The organism is Phaeobacter sp. BS52 (assembly GCF_045040595.1).
Taxonomy (GTDB): Bacteria; Pseudomonadota; Alphaproteobacteria; order Rhodobacterales; family Rhodobacteraceae; genus Phaeobacter; species Phaeobacter piscinae.
Window position 1 is genome coordinate 3,286,183 of sequence record NZ_CP090662.1, and the last position, 16,136, is coordinate 3,302,318.

The 16,136-nt window shown below is 59.1% G+C and carries 15 protein-coding genes and 3 pseudogenes; 14 read left to right on the forward strand and 4 right to left on the reverse strand.

What is annotated here, in order from left to right; genetic code table 11:
* Positions 1–42 precede the first annotated feature (42 nt).
* The 5 genes and pseudogenes from lepB (at position 43) to recO (ending at position 3,532) form a co-directional block, all read left to right on the forward strand.
* Positions 43–879, forward strand: coding sequence for a signal peptidase I (gene lepB / locus L0Z65_RS15890; protein ID WP_096872718.1), 837 nt, complete (start codon positions 43–45; stop codon positions 877–879).
* A pseudogene (rnc, locus tag L0Z65_RS15895) lies at positions 876–1,563 on the forward strand (ribonuclease III). Before lepB ends, rnc begins: the two are co-directional and overlap by 4 nt.
* Positions 1,560–2,465 (forward strand): GTPase Era, encoded by a 906-nt coding sequence (gene era, locus L0Z65_RS15900; protein WP_405109159.1) that lies wholly within the window; start codon positions 1,560–1,562, stop codon positions 2,463–2,465. Before rnc ends, era begins: the two are co-directional and overlap by 4 nt.
* A gap of 6 nt (positions 2,466–2,471) precedes the next feature.
* Complete coding sequence (locus L0Z65_RS15905; RefSeq protein ID WP_096789946.1) at positions 2,472–2,801, forward strand: DUF1491 family protein; 330 nt, start codon at positions 2,472–2,474, stop codon at positions 2,799–2,801.
* A 2-nt stretch (positions 2,802–2,803) separates the two neighbouring features.
* Positions 2,804–3,532, forward strand: a pseudogene (gene recO, locus L0Z65_RS15910) (DNA repair protein RecO).
* Here recO and L0Z65_RS15915 read toward each other — a convergent pair.
* Positions 3,516–3,920, reverse strand: coding sequence for an META domain-containing protein (locus L0Z65_RS15915; protein WP_405109163.1), 405 nt, complete (start codon positions 3,918–3,920; stop codon positions 3,516–3,518). The pseudogene recO and the gene L0Z65_RS15915 overlap by 17 nt on opposite strands.
* Before the next feature lie 112 nt (positions 3,921–4,032).
* Positions 4,033–5,718, reverse strand: a complete 1,686-nt coding sequence (locus tag L0Z65_RS15920; protein WP_405109166.1) for an acyl-CoA dehydrogenase family protein — start codon at positions 5,716–5,718, stop codon at positions 4,033–4,035.
* A 146-nt stretch (positions 5,719–5,864) separates the two neighbouring features.
* On the opposite strand from L0Z65_RS15920, the pseudogene L0Z65_RS15925 reads away from it, so the two are divergent.
* A pseudogene (locus tag L0Z65_RS15925) lies at positions 5,865–6,654 on the forward strand (sulfite exporter TauE/SafE family protein).
* 58 nt (positions 6,655–6,712) lie between these two features.
* Positions 6,713–7,612, forward strand: a complete 900-nt coding sequence (locus L0Z65_RS15930; RefSeq protein WP_405109169.1) for a cation diffusion facilitator family transporter — start codon at positions 6,713–6,715, stop codon at positions 7,610–7,612.
* A 72-nt stretch (positions 7,613–7,684) separates the two neighbouring features.
* Here the strand turns inward: L0Z65_RS15930 and L0Z65_RS15935 are convergent, their stop codons facing one another.
* Complete coding sequence (locus L0Z65_RS15935; protein ID WP_096872712.1) at positions 7,685–9,283, reverse strand: phosphoenolpyruvate carboxykinase; 1,599 nt, start codon at positions 9,281–9,283, stop codon at positions 7,685–7,687.
* Between the two features lie 347 nt (positions 9,284–9,630).
* On the opposite strand from L0Z65_RS15935, the gene L0Z65_RS15940 reads away from it, so the two are divergent.
* From L0Z65_RS15940 to L0Z65_RS15970, 7 genes are all read left to right on the forward strand, one after another.
* Entirely contained in the window at positions 9,631–10,332 is a 702-nt protein-coding gene (locus L0Z65_RS15940; RefSeq protein WP_014876049.1) for a response regulator transcription factor, read from the forward strand.
* 33 nt (positions 10,333–10,365) lie between these two features.
* Positions 10,366–12,078, forward strand: coding sequence for a sensor histidine kinase (locus L0Z65_RS15945; protein ID WP_405109174.1), 1,713 nt, complete (start codon positions 10,366–10,368; stop codon positions 12,076–12,078).
* 66 nt (positions 12,079–12,144) lie between these two features.
* Positions 12,145–12,519, forward strand: coding sequence for an HPr kinase/phosphorylase (locus tag L0Z65_RS15950; protein WP_405112589.1), 375 nt, complete (start codon positions 12,145–12,147; stop codon positions 12,517–12,519).
* Positions 12,512–13,402, forward strand: a complete 891-nt coding sequence (rapZ, locus tag L0Z65_RS15955) for an RNase adapter RapZ (RefSeq protein WP_405109177.1) — start codon at positions 12,512–12,514, stop codon at positions 13,400–13,402. Before L0Z65_RS15950 ends, rapZ begins: the two co-directional genes overlap by 8 nt.
* Positions 13,403–13,411: 9 nt before the next feature.
* On the forward strand, positions 13,412–13,819 hold the full coding sequence (locus tag L0Z65_RS15960) for a PTS sugar transporter subunit IIA (RefSeq protein WP_024095793.1): 408 nt from the start codon (positions 13,412–13,414) through the stop codon (positions 13,817–13,819).
* Positions 13,820–14,089: an HPr family phosphocarrier protein gene (locus L0Z65_RS15965; protein WP_014876044.1), complete on the forward strand. Its 270-nt coding sequence runs from the start codon at positions 13,820–13,822 to the stop codon at positions 14,087–14,089.
* A 34-nt stretch (positions 14,090–14,123) separates the two neighbouring features.
* Positions 14,124–15,014 carry a lysophospholipid acyltransferase family protein gene (locus tag L0Z65_RS15970; RefSeq protein ID WP_096872709.1) on the forward strand — a complete coding sequence of 297 codons (891 nt, stop codon included), beginning with the start codon at positions 14,124–14,126 and terminating at the stop codon, positions 15,012–15,014.
* A 93-nt stretch (positions 15,015–15,107) separates the two neighbouring features.
* On the opposite strand, the gene L0Z65_RS15975 is transcribed toward L0Z65_RS15970, so the two are convergent.
* Complete coding sequence (locus tag L0Z65_RS15975) at positions 15,108–15,983, reverse strand: 3-hydroxybutyryl-CoA dehydrogenase (RefSeq protein ID WP_024095795.1); 876 nt, start codon at positions 15,981–15,983, stop codon at positions 15,108–15,110.
* Positions 15,984–16,136 lie beyond the last annotated feature (153 nt).

Consider the following 16,136-nt stretch of genomic DNA (forward strand, 5'->3'; position numbering starts at 1 on the left):
TGTAGCGCCGGACCCATGTTTACAGTTAGACCGGAGAGCCTGATGACGGCCAAAGCAACAGTCGGAAGTTCGATCCTTGAGACGGTCAAGACCATCGTCTACGCCCTGCTGATCGCAGGTGTGTTCCGCACGCTGTTCTTTCAGCCATTCTGGATTCCCTCCGGCTCAATGAAGGAAACGCTGCTGATTGGCGACTTTCTGTTCGTGAACAAGATGGCCTATGGGTATTCCTCCGCCTCCTGTCCAAGCCTGAAATTCCCCAGCGTCGGCATCGATATCGACAGCAGCGATATCTGTGGCTTCCTTGATGGGGATAACTCCCGGATTTGGGCCGGTGATCCCGAACGCGGTGATGTCGTAGTCTTCCGCCACCCGGTCAACCAGAACGACTTCATCAAGCGGCTGATCGGTCTGCCGGGCGATAAGGTTCAGGTCAAAAACGGGGTGCTGCATATCAACGGCGCTGCTGTCGCGCTGCAGGACGCGGGCGAGTTCGAGGAGCTGATGGCGCCACAGGGGCCCGCCGGGTCCTACCCGCTGTGCGAGAATGCACCGGTGGGTGAAGGTGCGATGTGTAAAAAATCCCGCCAGATCGAAACGTTGCCGGGCGGCAGCCAGCATGTTGTGCTCAATATTGGCAATCAGGGGATGGATCACACCGGGATCTATCAGGTCCCCGAAGGCCACTATTTCTTCATGGGGGACAACCGCGACAATTCCTCCGACAGCCGTTTGCCGCAATCGGCAGGGGGCGTCGGCTATGTGCCTTATGAAAACCTCATTGGTCGCGCGGATCGTATCATGTTTTCCTCGGCTGGCCGGTCGATGCTGTTCTTCTGGACCTGGCGCGGGGATCGCTTCTTTAAGGGGATCGAGTGAAACTCTCCAAGGATATGCGCGCGTTTGAGACGCGGATCGGCTATAGTTTCTCCCAGCTAGGCACTTCTGGTGCGGGCGCTGACGCACGCCTCGGTGTCGTCTCCCAACCGTCAGGACAATCAGCGGCTGGAGTTTCTGGGCGACCGGGTGCTGGGGCTGGTGATGGCCACGGCGCTTCTGGACACGGATAAGGCCGCGACAGAGGGGCAGCTTGCCCCGCGGTTCAATGCGCTGGTGCGCAAGGAAACCTGCGCGGATGTGGCCCGTGATATCGATCTGGGGGCGGTGCTGAAATTGGGTCGCTCCGAGACCATGTCCGGTGGGCGGCGCAAACTGGCGCTTCTGGGCGACGCGATGGAGGCGGTGATTGCCGCCGTCTATAAGGATGGCGGGTTTGAGGCGGCACAGGAGCTGATCCTGCGGCTCTGGGGCAATCGCATCGGCCGGGTTGAGGCGGATGCCCGCGACCCCAAGACCACCTTGCAGGAATTTGCTCAGGCGCGGGGGGAACAGCCCCCGGCCTATGTGCTGGTGGAGCGGAAAGGCCCGGATCATCAGCCGGAATTTACAATTTCCGTGCAGTTGCAGGATGGCACCGAAGGCCGCGCAACTGCTGGATCGAAACGTCAGGCCGAACAGGCCGCTGCCAAATTACTGTTGGCACGATTGGAGCAAGAAAAATGACCACACGCGCTAGCTTCGTTGCCCTGATTGGTGAACCCAACGCGGGTAAATCCACGCTTCTCAACCGGATGGTCGGGGCCAAGGTGTCGATTGTGACCCACAAGGTGCAGACCACCCGCGCCCGCATCCGTGGTGTTGCGATGGAGGGCGAGAGCCAGATCGTTTTTGTCGACACGCCTGGCCTGTTCCAGCCGCGCCGTCGGCTTGACCGCGCAATGGTTGCCGCTGCCTGGGGGGGCGCTGCGGACGCTGATGTGGTCGTGCTGATGGTGGAGGCACACCGGGGTATCACCGAAGGTGTCGAGCGTATTCTGGAAGGTCTTGAGAATATCGGCGAGGGTCGTAAGATCGCCCTGGCGATCAACAAGATCGACCGCGTTCAGTCCGAAGTCCTGCTGGGCCTGACCAAGGAACTGAATGAGCGCTATGCCTTTGCGGATACCTTCATGATTTCCGCAGAAAAAGGGCACGGGGTTGAGCACTTGCGCGGCTGGCTGGCAGAGCAATTGCCGGAGGGGCCGTGGCTTTATCCTGAGGATCAGATTGCTGACCTGCCCATGCGGATGATCGCGGCTGAAATGACCCGTGAGAAACTGACCCTGCGGCTGCATCAGGAACTGCCCTACCAGCTGACCGTAGAAACCGAGAACTGGGAAGAGCGCAAGGATGGGTCTGCCAAAATCGATCAGCTGATTTATGTCATGCGTGACGGTCACAAAGGCATCGTGCTGGGCAAACGCGGTGAAACCATCAAGGCGGTGAGCCAGGCAGCCCGCGCTGAGCTGGAAGAGTTTCTCGACCGTAAGGTGCATCTCTTCCTCCAGGTAAAAGTGCGCCCGAACTGGCTGGAAGAATCCGAACGCTATTCCGAGATGGGTCTCGATTTCAAAGACGGGAACTGATCCCATATGGCACGGCTGACAGCCAGTTTCTGGGTGCAGGCTTATCTCACCCGTTTGCGGTTGGCCGATATCCCCGCCTTTGTCACCGCGCATGGGGATGACACGGCGGGCGCCGTCTTGATCAAACTGAACACGCTGGACCGCCGCGCGCAGGCCCTGCATCGCTCTTACGATCTGATGAGCGGGGCGCGAAGCTGGGTCACGCTGGCCGAAGGTGACGAGGCTGATGTTGATGCCGCCATCGCCAAACAGCGCAGTTTTGATCCTGATCTATGGGTGATCGAGGTCGAAGATCGCCATGGCCGTCACCTGCTGGATGAACCGGGGCTGGACTGATCATGGAATGGCGCGACGAGGGCATATTGCTGACGATGCGCCGTCATGGAGAAAGCGCGGCCATTGTCGATGCATTCACTGCCGAACATGGACGTCATGCTCAGGCATCGTACGCGGTGGCGCAGGGCGCAGGATGGCCCCAGTGTTGCAGCCCGGTGCGCAGCTGGATCTGACCTGGCGTGCCCGGCTTGAAGACCACCTTGGCAGCTATCAGGCTGAATTGATCCGCAGCCGTGCCGCGACTGCCATGTCCAGTCGGTTGGCGCTTGCTGGATTGAACGCGGTGACTGCGTTGCTCGCCTTCTGTCTGCCGGAACGTGAAGCCCATCCGGAGCTCTACGCGCGCAGCACGCAAATCCTGGATCTGCTGGGCCGCGACGATATCTGGCCATTGGCCTATCTGCGCTGGGAGGTCGCCCTTCTGGAAGACATGGGGTTTGGTTTGAATTTTGAGCACTGCGCCGTCACCGGCAGCCGTCTCGATCTGATCTATGTCTCCCCCAAAAGCGGGCGCGCCGTTTCACGCGCAGGGGCTGAGCGAATGGGCTGATCGGATGTTGCCCTTACCGCCTGTGTTGATGGGGCGTGGTGGGGCGGAGAATAGTGAGATCGTGACAGCCCTCACGACGACCGGTTTCTTCCTGCAAAACCGACTGGCGCCATCGCTTGGCAACCATCCGCTGCCGGAGGCCCGCGGGCGGCTCATTGATGTGCTCAGTCGGCAGCCGTGAAAATCATCTCGCGTCCAGCTGCGTTCGACAGGATCATCACAGCGCCTTTGATCTCTACGATCTCCATCGCCTGCAAGGCAGCGAGGACATCGGTTTCTTCCTGCAAGGCGGCGCACACCATACGGGTCGTGGCGAGGTTTTCGACCTCAAACCAAGGATAGGGCGCGGTGAGTTGTCCGGTCACCCGGTTGCAGGGCAACTCACCGGTCAGCGCGCCGGGACGGGGGAAGCTCAGCGTTGTGACTGCTGAGACCGCGTCGCTGTCAACCTCCCGTAGCTGCCATGTGGCACTTTTGCCGCCATATGCCCGCAGGGTTTCATCACCAAGGCAGGCACTGAGGATGCCCGTGCAAAGCACTGCAAGTGTCAGAAAATACGTCTGTTTCATGATGGCACGCTAACTTCTGATTGCAATACGTCAAGGTGAAGACAACGAAAAACCCGGCACAAGGGTGCCGGGTTGGTTGCAGGTTGAAATCTGCCCGATGATCGGGCCGTGATCAGGCCAGCAGGCGGCGTGCGATCACCTGTGCCTGAATTTCTGCGGCACCCTCAAAGATATTGAGGATACGGGCATCACACAGAACCCGGCTGATTTTGTATTCCAGCGCAAACCCATTGCCACCATGGATTTGCAAACCGTTGTCAGCCGCCGCCCAGGCGACGCGCGCACCCAGCAGTTTGGCCATACCGGCTTCGAGGTCGCAGCGGTGGCCGTTGTCCTTTTCCCAAGCAGAGAAATAAGTCAGCTGGCGCGCGATCATGATCTCCACCGCCATCATCGCCAGCTTAGAGGCCACACGCGGGAAGGCGATCAGCGGTTTGCCGAACTGCTTGCGATCCTGCGCATATTGCATCGCAATATCGAGGGCGGATTGGGCAACACCGATGGCACGGGCGGCGGTCTGGATGCGCGCGGACTCGAAGGTCTCCATCAATTGCTTGAAGCCCTTGCCCTCATCTCCACCGAGGAGGTTTTCACGCTTCACGTGAAACCCGTCAAAGCCCAACTCGTATTCCTTCATGCCGCGATAGCCCAGAACCTCAATTTCGCCACCGGTCATACCTTCGGTCGGGAACGGGTTTTCATCCGTGCCCGGTGTTTTTTCGGCCAGGAACATCGACAGGCCACGGTGATCGGTCGTGTTGGGATCCGTCCGCGCCAGAAGTGTCATAACATGGGTGCGGGCGGCATGGGTGATCCAGGTCTTGTTGCCGGTGATCCGGTAGTCGCCATTGTCGTCCTGTACGGCTCGGGTGCGCAGGGCGCCGAGATCGGAGCCTGTGTTTGGTTCTGTGAACACAGCGGTTGGCAGGATTTCTGCGCTGGCAATCCTGGGCAGCCAACTGGCTTTCTGTTCCTCGGTGCCACCGGCTATGATCAGCTCAGCCGCGATTTCCGACCGTGTGCCAAGGCTACCAACACCGATATAGCCGCGCGACAGCTCCTCTGAGACCACGCACATGGAGGCCTTGGAGAGGCCAAACCCACCGTATTCTTCGGGAATGGTCAGGCCAAAAACACCCATTTCGGCCAGATCTTCGATGATCTCCATCGGGATCAACTCATCCTTCAGGTGCCAGTAGTGGGCGTTTGGCTCGACCTTTTCGAGCGCGTAGCGGCGGAACTGGTCCCGGATCATCTCCAGTTCTTCGTCAAGACCGGACGCGCCAAACATCACGGAACCGGCCTGTTCCTGCATCAGCTCGACGAGCCGCAGGCGTGCGGCCTGAGTATTTCCGCTATCGCAGAGCGTCATCACAGCAGGCGCCATCAGCATTCGCTGGCTGTCCTGCGACAGGCCGAGATCCTGCAGACGCAGGATTTCACCCTGGTTCATCTGAATGCCACCGTAGATCTGCCAGAGGTATTCGCCAAAACCGATCTGAAGCATCAACTGCTCCATCTCGCCAAACTTGCCATCTGCCTGTAACTGCGCGGCCCAACGATGCATCTGACGCAGGCTGTAAGCGTAGGTCGCAAGCCAGGCGAGCCCATGGGCAGCCGTCTGATGCGCCTCAACCAACGCCCCGGAGACACGCCCGTCCTCGCTGACCTGTTCGCGTATGGTCGCGCGCGCTGCCTCCAGCAGCTGGTCCACCGGCTCCAGCGCAGCAGCGGTCAGTGTCAGCACGTCAGAGATAAGCGTCGGTTGCATTTGCGGGTCCTGTCCATCGTGGGCCATGAATCACATCCTTTTCAGCTGCGTATGTGGTAAATCATTTTGCAGTTGCAGCGCAACAAAAATACCCTGTGACATCACGTTTGGATCAAAAGTTACCTGTAGATTTTGCGCGCGCAGCGGAGGAAACCTGTGCTAAGGGTCTGATCATGTCAGATAATTCAATTGTTATGCTTTTCCTCCCAGCAGAGCTTATCTCCGTAAATCTACTTGCGGCCTTTGCAATTGCAGCGCTTGCTTAGCGCTGTGAAGGGGATGGTGGGGTTCGCCATGCCGATGATACTCGTGTCCGGCCTCAGCCTGTTCTTGCCGCCGGATATTGCCTTGGCCGGGCTGATCCTCCCCACTTTGGTGACGAATGGCATGCAGGCCCTGCGACAGGGCGCGCAGGCGGCCTGGCAGTCGATGAAGCGGTTCAGGATCTTTCTGCTGGTTGGCCTCGTTTTTCTGCTGGCAAGCGCGCAACTTGTCCGGGTTTTGCCACAGGATGTTATGCTGATCCTGATTGGTGCCCCGATCACGCTGTTTGCCCTGCTGCAGCTGTTTGGGATCGCCATCCCGATCTCCCGCGCCACGCCGCGCGTTGAGGCGATAGTCGCGGCCTTCGCCGGGTTCATCGGTGGGTTTTCCGGGATATGGGGGCCGCCGACAGTGGCCTATCTGACCGCCCTCGGCACCGAGAAACGTGAACAGATGCGGGTGCAGGGCGTCATCTACGGGCTGGGCGCGGTGGCGCTGCTGATTGCGCATATCGGATCTGGTGTGATGCGGGCAGATACAGCCCCGTTCTCGTTACTGCTGATCCCGCCTGCTATTTTTGGCATGTGGATCGGTGGACGCTTGCAGGACCGGATCAATCAGGTCACCTTTCGACGTGCAACGCTGTTTGTACTGCTGGTCGCCGGGGCGAATTTGCTGCGGCGCGGACTGATGTATTAGGGCCAAACAAGCGTGTTAGGGTCGGTATGGGGCAAAAAACGCGCAGAAAGGGCCGCAGATGCCAAAGCGATTGACTGCGGAACAGCTGGCCACCGCATCCATTGCGGTTGCACTTCTGGTGCTCGCAGCAAAGGCGCTGGCCTGGTGGTTGACCGGCTCAATTGCGCTGTTTTCCGATGCGATGGAGTCTCTGGTCAATATTGGTGGTGCAATCATTGCCTGGTTTGCGGTCCGCTACGCCAATCGCCCGGCTGATGCAGGCCATCCCTTTGGTCACCACAAGGCGGAGTATTTCTCGGCTGTTGTGGAAGGGATCATGATCATCGTGGCGGCGCTGTTGATCCTTCAGGAGGCGGTCAGCGCCTTGGTCGCGCCGACGCCTTTGGTTTGGAATACCGCCGGATTGTGGGTGAATGCAGCCGCGATGGTGATCAATCTCCTTTGGGCGCGGGTGCTGATCGCACGGGGGGCGGCCCTTAAATCTCCGGCATTGGCCGCGGGCGGCCGCCATCTGATGAGCGATGTCTGGACCTCCGCAGGAGTTCTGATCGGGTTAATTCTTGCGATGGGGACGGGCTGGCCTTTGCTGGATCCAATCCTGGCCCTGTTGGTCGCGGTCAATATTCTGCGCGAGGGCTATCTGGTTGTGGCCTCATCAGTTGGGGGGCTGATGGATCAGGCCGCACCCCAGAATGAACGGGACGAGATTGCCGCGATTATTCACAGAACCGCGCAAGGCGCGTTGCAGGTGCATGGGCTAAAAACCCGTAGAGCCGGGCAGGCGGTGTTCGTCGAATTCCACATGGTCGTCGCAGGGGACATGACCGTGCGGGCATCTCATGCGATCTGTGATCGGATCGAAGAAGCTATCCGTGCCTCGCTGTCAACGGCGCAGGTCACGATCCACGTGGAACCAGAGCACAAACTGGAAGACAGCGGGATTCAGCTGGGGCAGTGAGGTATGGCCTCTCCAGAGACAAAAAAGCCCCGATCCGAGGATCAGGGCTTTTGTGTTTCGAATCTGTGCAGCTCAGCTGATCGCAGCGGCTTTCACGTCATCGTCGATGTAGGGCAGGTACTGTTCGAAATTGTTAGAGAACATCTGAACCAGCTTCGCAGCCTGCGTGTCATAGGCGGCCTGATCGTCCCAGGTGCGGCGCGGATCCAGCAGAACTTCGGCCACACCGGGCACTGTGACGGGCACATCAAAGCCAAAGTTGCCGTCCTTGCGGAACTCTGCCTCGGCGAGGGAGCCGTCCAGCGCGGCGGTCAGCAGCGCGCGGGTGGCACGGATCGGCATGCGGGAGCCGATGCCATAGGCGCCGCCGGTCCAGCCGGTGTTGACCAGCCAGCAGGTCGCACCGTGCTCGGCAATCTTTTCACGCAGGAGGTTGCCGTACACTTCCGGGCGGCGCGGCATGAAGGGCGCACCAAAACAGGTGGAGAAGGTCGGTTCCGGCTCGGTCACGCCGCGCTCGGTGCCTGCCACCTTTGAGGTGAAACCGGACAGGAAGTGATACATCGCCTGCGCCGGGGTCAGCCGCGCGATGGGAGGCAGCACCCCAAAGGCATCACATGTCAGCATGATGATGTTCTTGGGGTGGCCGCCGCGCGCGCTTTCCGAAGCATTGGAGATATAATGCAGCGGGTAGGCGCAGCGCATGTTCGCAGTCAGGCTGTCGTCGTTGAAATCCAGCTCCTTGGTCTCTGGGTCGAACACCATGTTCTCAATCACGGTGCCGAACTTGGACGTCGTTGCGTAAATTTCCGGCTCTGCCTCGGCATTCAGGTTGATGGTCTTGGCATAGCAGCCGCCTTCGAAGTTGAAGGTGCCGTTGTCAGCCCAGCCATGTTCATCGTCACCAATCAGCACGCGGTCCGGGTCGGCAGACAGGGTGGTTTTACCAGTGCCCGACAGGCCAAAGAACACGGCGGTGTCGACCGGGTTGCCCTTGGCGTGGTTGGCGGAGCAGTGCATCGGCATGATGCCTTTCTCCGGCAGCAGATAGTTCAGCAGCGAGAAGACGGATTTCTTGTTTTCGCCCGCATATTCGGTACCGCCGATCAGGATCATCTTGCGATCAAAGTTCATCGCGATCACAGTCTCGCTGCGGCAGTTGTGGCGCTCCGGATTGGCTTGAAAACTGGGGCAGTTGATGACCGTGAAATCCGCGATGAAGTCGTTCAGGTCTTCGCGGTCCGGGCGGCGCAGCATGGTCCGAATGAACAGACCGTGCCAGGCCAGTTCGGTCACCATGCGGACATTGATCGCATGGGCGGGATCCGCACCACCGACGAGGTCCTGAACATAGTATTCCTTGCCCTGCATATGGGCGAGCATGTCTTCATAGAGCGCGTCAAAGCCTTCGGGGCTCATCTCGGCATTGTTTTCCCACCAAATGGTCTTGGCCACACTGTCGGTTTTAACGACATGTTTGTCCTTGGGAGAGCGGCCGGTGAACTTGCCGGTGGTGACCAGAAAGGCACCGCCATTGCCAAGTGTACCCTCGTCGCGCTTCAGGGCCGCCTCAATCAGGGCTGGCTCCATGAGGTTATAATAGACGTTCCCCAGTCCTTCGATACCTTGATCTTCGAGGCGGAATTGCGGGTTAACCCGTCCAGATACCATGTGTTCTTTCTCCTGTGTCGACCATCAAAGGCCGCAAACATAAAAGCCGCGCCCTGGGGCAGAAATCGGCACAACCGGCCGATGTGGCTGGTCTTAACATGAGGGTTTGCACGCTGAACAGAACGGTTTGACGCAGTTAGCGCCATCAAGGCGATGTTTAGCGCAACCATTTTTTTTAAAGACAATTTGCAGGGGTGGCTGCCGGAATCTTCAGCGCCTGCTAAGGTATTTTTGTCTCAATTGAGGCGAAACTGTGTCCAGATTCTTCAATTGGCATTGATTCGCCGAGGCAGAACGGCGATGAACGTCTAAAAAACGCAAAAAAGAGCAGATTAGGGGCCAATCAGATGTCTAAGATTGCTTTAGTCGATGATGATCGGAATATCCTGACTTCGGTCTCGATGACCCTGGAGGCCGAAGGCTTCGAGGTGGAAACCTATAATGACGGGCAGGCTGCGTTGGATGCGTTCAACAAAAAACTGCCGGATATGGCCGTTCTCGATATAAAGATGCCGCGCATGGACGGCATGGACCTGTTGCAGCGGCTGCGGCAGAAAACCCAGATGCCGGTGATCTTTCTCACCTCCAAGGATGATGAGATTGACGAGGTGCTGGGCCTGCGCATGGGCGCTGATGACTACGTCAAAAAACCGTTCTCGCAGCGACTGTTGGTCGAGCGGATCCGCGCCCTGCTGCGCCGTCAGGAAGCAATCAGCGGCGATGCGGTCGCCACAACCACTGAGAACAAGGTGATGGAACGCGGCAACCTGCGGATGGATCCGCTGCGCCATTCGGTCAGTTGGAAGGGGCAGGATGTGTCACTGACCGTGACCGAATTCCTGCTGCTGCAAGCGCTGGCGCAACGCCCCGGATTTGTCAAAAGCCGCGATCAACTGATGGATGTCGCCTATGATGATCAGGTCTATGTCGACGACCGCACCATCGACAGCCACATCAAGCGTCTGCGCAAGAAGATGCGCAGCGCGGACTCTGAATTCTCGGCGATTGAGACGCTTTACGGTATCGGGTACCGTTATAATGAAGAGTAACCCCCGTCTGGGGGCAGGCGGAGTAAAACGCCGATGCGCGATTCCGGCATAAGCCGTTCACAGCGGGATAATGATGTTGTTCTGGGCGACGACTGGGTCGCACCGGACCAAAACGTCACGCGTGAACTGCAGGACAAGCGCGCGCGCCGTGGCGTGCTGTCGCTGCGGGGCTCTCCGCTGACGCGCAAGATCATCACGCTGAACCTCATCGCGCTGATCATTCTGGTCTCGGGTATTCTCTATCTCAATTCCTCACGCCAGAGCCTGGTGCTGCAGCGCGCTGGCGCCCTTGCGGCAGAGGCGATGCTGATCTCGGATGTATTTGAGGCGCAGCTGCCAGAGGTCGGGACGGTCAGCCTGGCTGTTGGTGATGGCATTGATCCGGTGACGACTTTGCAGAATATCAGCCTGCGCGCCGGGGCTGAGGTCTTTGTTTTTGATACCGTCGGCACGCTGATCGCGCAGACCAAAGGTGTCGAACAAGGCGGCGCACTGGATTTGCTGACGGATGACAACCCGTCAGCCACGCTGATCAGCGATGGTCTCGCGGCACTCTGGTCGGCGGCAGGCGGTTTGCTCAAATCGGATACGCCGGAGCCAGCCGCTCAGCCGCTGGAAGACCAGCTGCGCGGGATGGTGCAGCAGGCCCTGGCTGGCGGAACCGAAGTCAAGGCCGTTGTCGACACCAGCGGCGGGACGGTATTCTCCGCAGCCACGCCGATCCTCTTTCAGGGCCAGGCCATCGGTGTTGTGACACTGGCGTCGCCTACGGGGGAGATCGACGCCCTGGTGCGTGGTGAACAAGAACGCGTCTTGCAGATGTTTGTTGTGGCCCTGGTAGTCTCTATCGGTTTGAGCTTGGTCCTCGCCTCCACCATCGCGAACCCGCTCGCGGATCTGGCCGAAGCGGCTGAGCTGGGCCGGGATGGGGATTCCCGAAAATCCAAACCGGGTCGTATCCGTATACCCGATTTGAGTGCGCGTCCCGATGAAATTGGCCGCCTCAGTCGAGCGCTGCGCGGCATGGTGAAGGCACTCTACAACCGCATTGACAGCAATGAGCAGTTTGCGGCGGACGTCGCGCATGAGATCAAGAACCCGCTGGCGAGCCTGCAATCCGCCGTGGGAACGCTGCGGATGATCAAACGCGAAGACCAGCGTGAGAAGCTGTTGGACGTCATCGAACATGATGTGCGGCGTCTGGACAGACTGGTCAGCGATATTTCCAACGCCTCGCGGCTGGATGCGGAATTGGTCAAAGAAGATGAAGAGAGTTTTGACCTGCTGCATATGCTGGGCAACCTGAACCAATTCCTCGGCGAGGACGCCCGCGGGAAGGGCATTGATTACATCACCGATTTGCCGAAAACCCCGATCACAATCCAGGGGCTGGAGGCACGACTGGCCCAGGTTTTTGTCAACCTGATTACAAATGCGATTTCGTTTTGCGAGGATGGCGATGCGATCCGGGTCTGGGCGCGCCGCCGCGACAATCGCGTTTTGGTCGTGGTTGAGGACACCGGTCCCGGCATCCCCGATCAGGCCCTGAGCAAGGTGTTCAAGCGTTTCTATTCGCAGCGCCCTGTTGAGCATTTCGGCAACAACTCCGGCCTCGGCCTGGCGATTTCCAAACAGATTGTCGAAGCACACGGTGGTGTGATCTGGGCTGAAAATATTCGCCCAACCGAAGCCGACATCACCTCGGAGCCTTTGGGGGCGCGGTTCGTCGTCGGCCTGCCGGTCTGAGTGATGATCGCAGCCCCAACCTGCCGACTGCACGCCAGCTGCGTCGACGTCGCAGGGCATGGGGTGCTGATAACCGGCCGATCCGGCAGCGGAAAATCGACATTGGCCTTGCAGTTGATGGCCCTTGGTGCAGCGCTTGTCTCCGATGATCAGGTGATCGTGACTGCACATGATCAGGGGTTGGAAGCCACAGCCCCTGATGCCTTGCATGGCATGATCGAGGCACGCGGCATAGGCCTGCTGCGGGCTAGCGCCTGTTCGCGATCCCAACTGACAGCGGTGGTCGATCTGGAGCAGCTTGAAACAGATCGCCTGCCACCCCAGCTGGAAACCATGATCCTGAACCAACCAATCCGCCTGCTGCGCCGCGTCGATGGTCCGCAGTTCGCGCCTGCCCTGATACAGTTGCTCAAATACGGAAGCGTTAATCCCGATGCGTGACCCGGATATTGCCTACGACCCGACGCCGGTGCCGATCGTCCTGGTGACAGGCCCGTCTGGTGCGGGGCGCACCACGGCGATCAATGTGTTGGAGGACCTTGGGTTTGAGGCGATTGACAACCTGCCGCTTCGGCTGCTGCCTGGACTGGTTGAGGCCAACAGCCTGACCCGCCCGATGGCGCTTGGGCTCGACAGTCGCAACCGGGACTTCTCCCCTGCGGCGCTGCTTGATGTCATTGATATGCTGTCCGCCCGCCGGGATCTTGATCTGACCGTACTCTACCTTGATGCGGACCGCGATGTTCTGCTGCGGCGCTATTCGGAAACCCGCAGACGGCACCCGCTTGCTCCGGCAGAAGATCCTGAGGTGGGTGTCTTGCGCGAGATCGATCTGATGCTGCCGATCCGCGACCGCGCTGACCTGTTGCTGGATACTTCTGAAATGAATATCCATCAACTCAAGGCGGATATCGAACGGCGCTTCGCCCCCGGCGGGCGGTCCTTGGCTGTGTCCTTGCAGAGCTTTTCCTACAAACGCGGCGTGCCGCGCAGCATCGATATGGTGTTCGACTGTCGATTTCTGCGGAACCCTTATTGGGAGCAGAGCCTGCGCACCCTGGATGGGCGCGATGCGGCGGTCCAGTACTACGTGCGTGAAGACAGCCGCTATCAGCCGTTTTTTGACCGGGTGCTTGATCTGATCCGCTTGCTGTTGCCTGCTTACCGAGAAGAAGGTAAGTCGCATCTCTCTATAGCATTTGGATGCACCGGAGGGCAGCACCGCTCGGTCACATTGGCAGAAACCCTGGCCAAGGATCTTGCGGAAGACGGGCAGCAGGTGTCAATTAGACACCGCGAGCTGCATGGCCAGCGACAGAAGTGAGGGACCGGCTTGATCGGAATCGTGATCGTTGCACATGGGGGGTTGGCCAGAGAGTATCTGGCCGCCGTGGAGCATGTCGTGGGTCCTCAGGTCTGCCTTGAGGCCATCAGTATCGGTCCGGAAGATAACCGGGACGAGAAACAGCGCGAGATCTGCGGGGCCGCTGATGCGGTCGACAGCGGCGGCGGCGTGGTGGTGGTCACGGATCTGTTTGGCGGGTCTCCGTCCAATCTCAGCCTGTTGGCCTGTACCCCGGCAAACCGACGCATTCTCTACGGGGCCAATCTCCCGATGCTGATCAAACTGGCAAAATCCCGCCATTTGCCGGTGGCCGATGCCGTCCGGCATGCCATGGAGGCGGGACGCAAGTACATTAACGCCCAAAACATCAACCCCGAAGGGGAGCAAGCGCATTAAATGGTTCAGAAAACGCTGAAAATCGTCAACGAAAAAGGACTGCACGCGCGCGCATCGGCCAAGCTGGTGGAAGTGGTTGAAGGCTTTGATGCCACGGCCGAGGTGTCGCGGGATGGGCTGTCAGCCTCGGGAGACAGCATCATGGGGCTTTTGATGTTGGCAGCCTCAAAAGGAACGACTATTGACATCGAGACTTCGGGCCCGGATGCAGAGGCGCTGGCCTCCGCGCTGGATACGCTTGTCGCCGACAAATTCGGCGAAGGCTACTGAGGCTCATTCACGACTACGGAACAGGACAAGGCACTTGGCGGATACAGCGCATGATCGGGACACTGGCGTGACGCCAGGGACCGAAGAGACCGGCGAGATCTATGACCGCCGGACGCTCACCTACGCCAATTCCTTTGACGATCGCTGGACGTCGCTTGCGATCCGGGCCATCGAGTGGTGCACAGGGAAGCTGACGATCCTGCGTATGGTGCGTCGTTTTGAACGCAGCAATGCTGAATACCGTGGCCAGAAATTCTGGCGCGGCGCCCTGAATGTGATGGGCATTGATCTCGAAACACCATTGGAGCAGATCCAGCGTATCCCCGGCGAGGGACCGGTGGTTGTGGTTGCGAACCACCCCCATGGGATGGTTGATGGCATGATCTTCGCAGACCTCATTGGCCGCGTGAGGCAGGACTACCGAATTCTGACCCGTTCGGTGCTGACGGGGTTGGATGAGGCGGCGACCTCTTTCATGATCCCGGTGCCATTCCCCCATGACCCCGAAGCGCAAAGCAAGATGGTTGAGATGCGGGCCAAGACTATGGCTCATCTGAAGGAGGGTGGGGTGGTCGCGCTGTTCCCCTCTGGCGTGGTGATGTCCTCTGAGACATGGTTCGGCCCCGCGATTGAGCAGGAGTGGAACGTCTTCACAGCGCAGCTCATCCGTCGGTCTGGCGCGCGGGTGGTGCCAATTTTCTTCCCGGGCAGCAATTCCCGTTGGTACCAGATTGCCAACCGGGTTTCGCCGATCCTGCGACAGGGGTTGCTGCTGCATGAAATCGTGCGGTCCTGCAACAAACCGCAAAGCCCGGTGGTCGGCGAACCGCTGACCGAGGCACAGATGGAAAAACTGCAGAGCGATCCGCGCGGCTTTATGGCCTGGCTGCGGGAGCATACGCTCAGCCTCGGCAAAGACAGTTGATCAAACTCTCATTTTTCTTCTGGCTAAAAATATCCCAGGGGTGAATTGGCTAATAGGCCAAGAGGGGGCAGCGCCCCCTCTGCTCTTTCAGGATCAGCGCGTCGGCACCGGTGTTTCGCCGCGATAGTCATAGAAGCCGCGCTGTGTCTTGCGGCCAAGCCAGCCAGCTTCCACATATTTTGTCAGCAGCGGGCAGGGGCGATATTTGGTATCCGCCAGACCGTCATGCAACACGTTCATGATCGCCAGACAGGTGTCCAGGCCGATAAAATCAGCCAGCTCCAACGGGCCCATCGGGTGGTTGGCGCCCAGTTTCATAGATTCGTCGATGGATTTCACTGATCCCACGCCCTCATAGAGGGTATAAACCGCTTCGTTGATCATCGGCATCAGAATGCGGTTCACGATGAAGGCCGGGAAATCTTCGGCGCTGGCAGCAGTCTTGCCCAGCTTTTCCACCACTGCATGACAGGCTGAGAAGGTGGCCTCATCAGTGGCGATGCCACGGATCAGCTCGACCAGCTGCATCACCGGCACCGGGTTCATGAAATGGAAGCCCATGAACCGCTCTGGGCGGTCGGTGCGGCTGGCCAGTCGGGTGATGGAAATTGACGAGGTGTTTGACGTGAGAATCGTATGGGGCAGCAGATGCGGCAGCAGATCCTCGAAAATGGCCTGCTTAACGGTCTCCCGCTCTGTCGCCGCCTCAATCACCAGATCGGTCTTGCCAATGTCGGCCAGCGTCAGCGTTGTCGAAATACGCCCCAGCGCCGCCTCAACTTCGGTCTGATCGATCTTGCCTTTGCTGGCCTGGCGGGCCAGGTTTTTCTGGATCGCGCTTACGGCCGCGTCCAGTGCCTGCTGGCTTATGTCATTAAGAACAACGTCATAGCCCGCCAAGGCCATCACGTGAGCGATGCCGTTGCCCATCTGGCCTGCACCAATCACGCCTATTTTCTGGATGTCCATCGCTCATGCCTCTTGAGAGTTTTCCGGCGGATCATACTGGCGGGTCTGTGGACGGCACAAGGCCGATTGGACGGCTTTTTAGGCAAAGTTGAGCATTAGCATTTCATCAACGGATCTCGGGTTAGGTGAGTCTCGGGTGAAATTTGGTGGGTA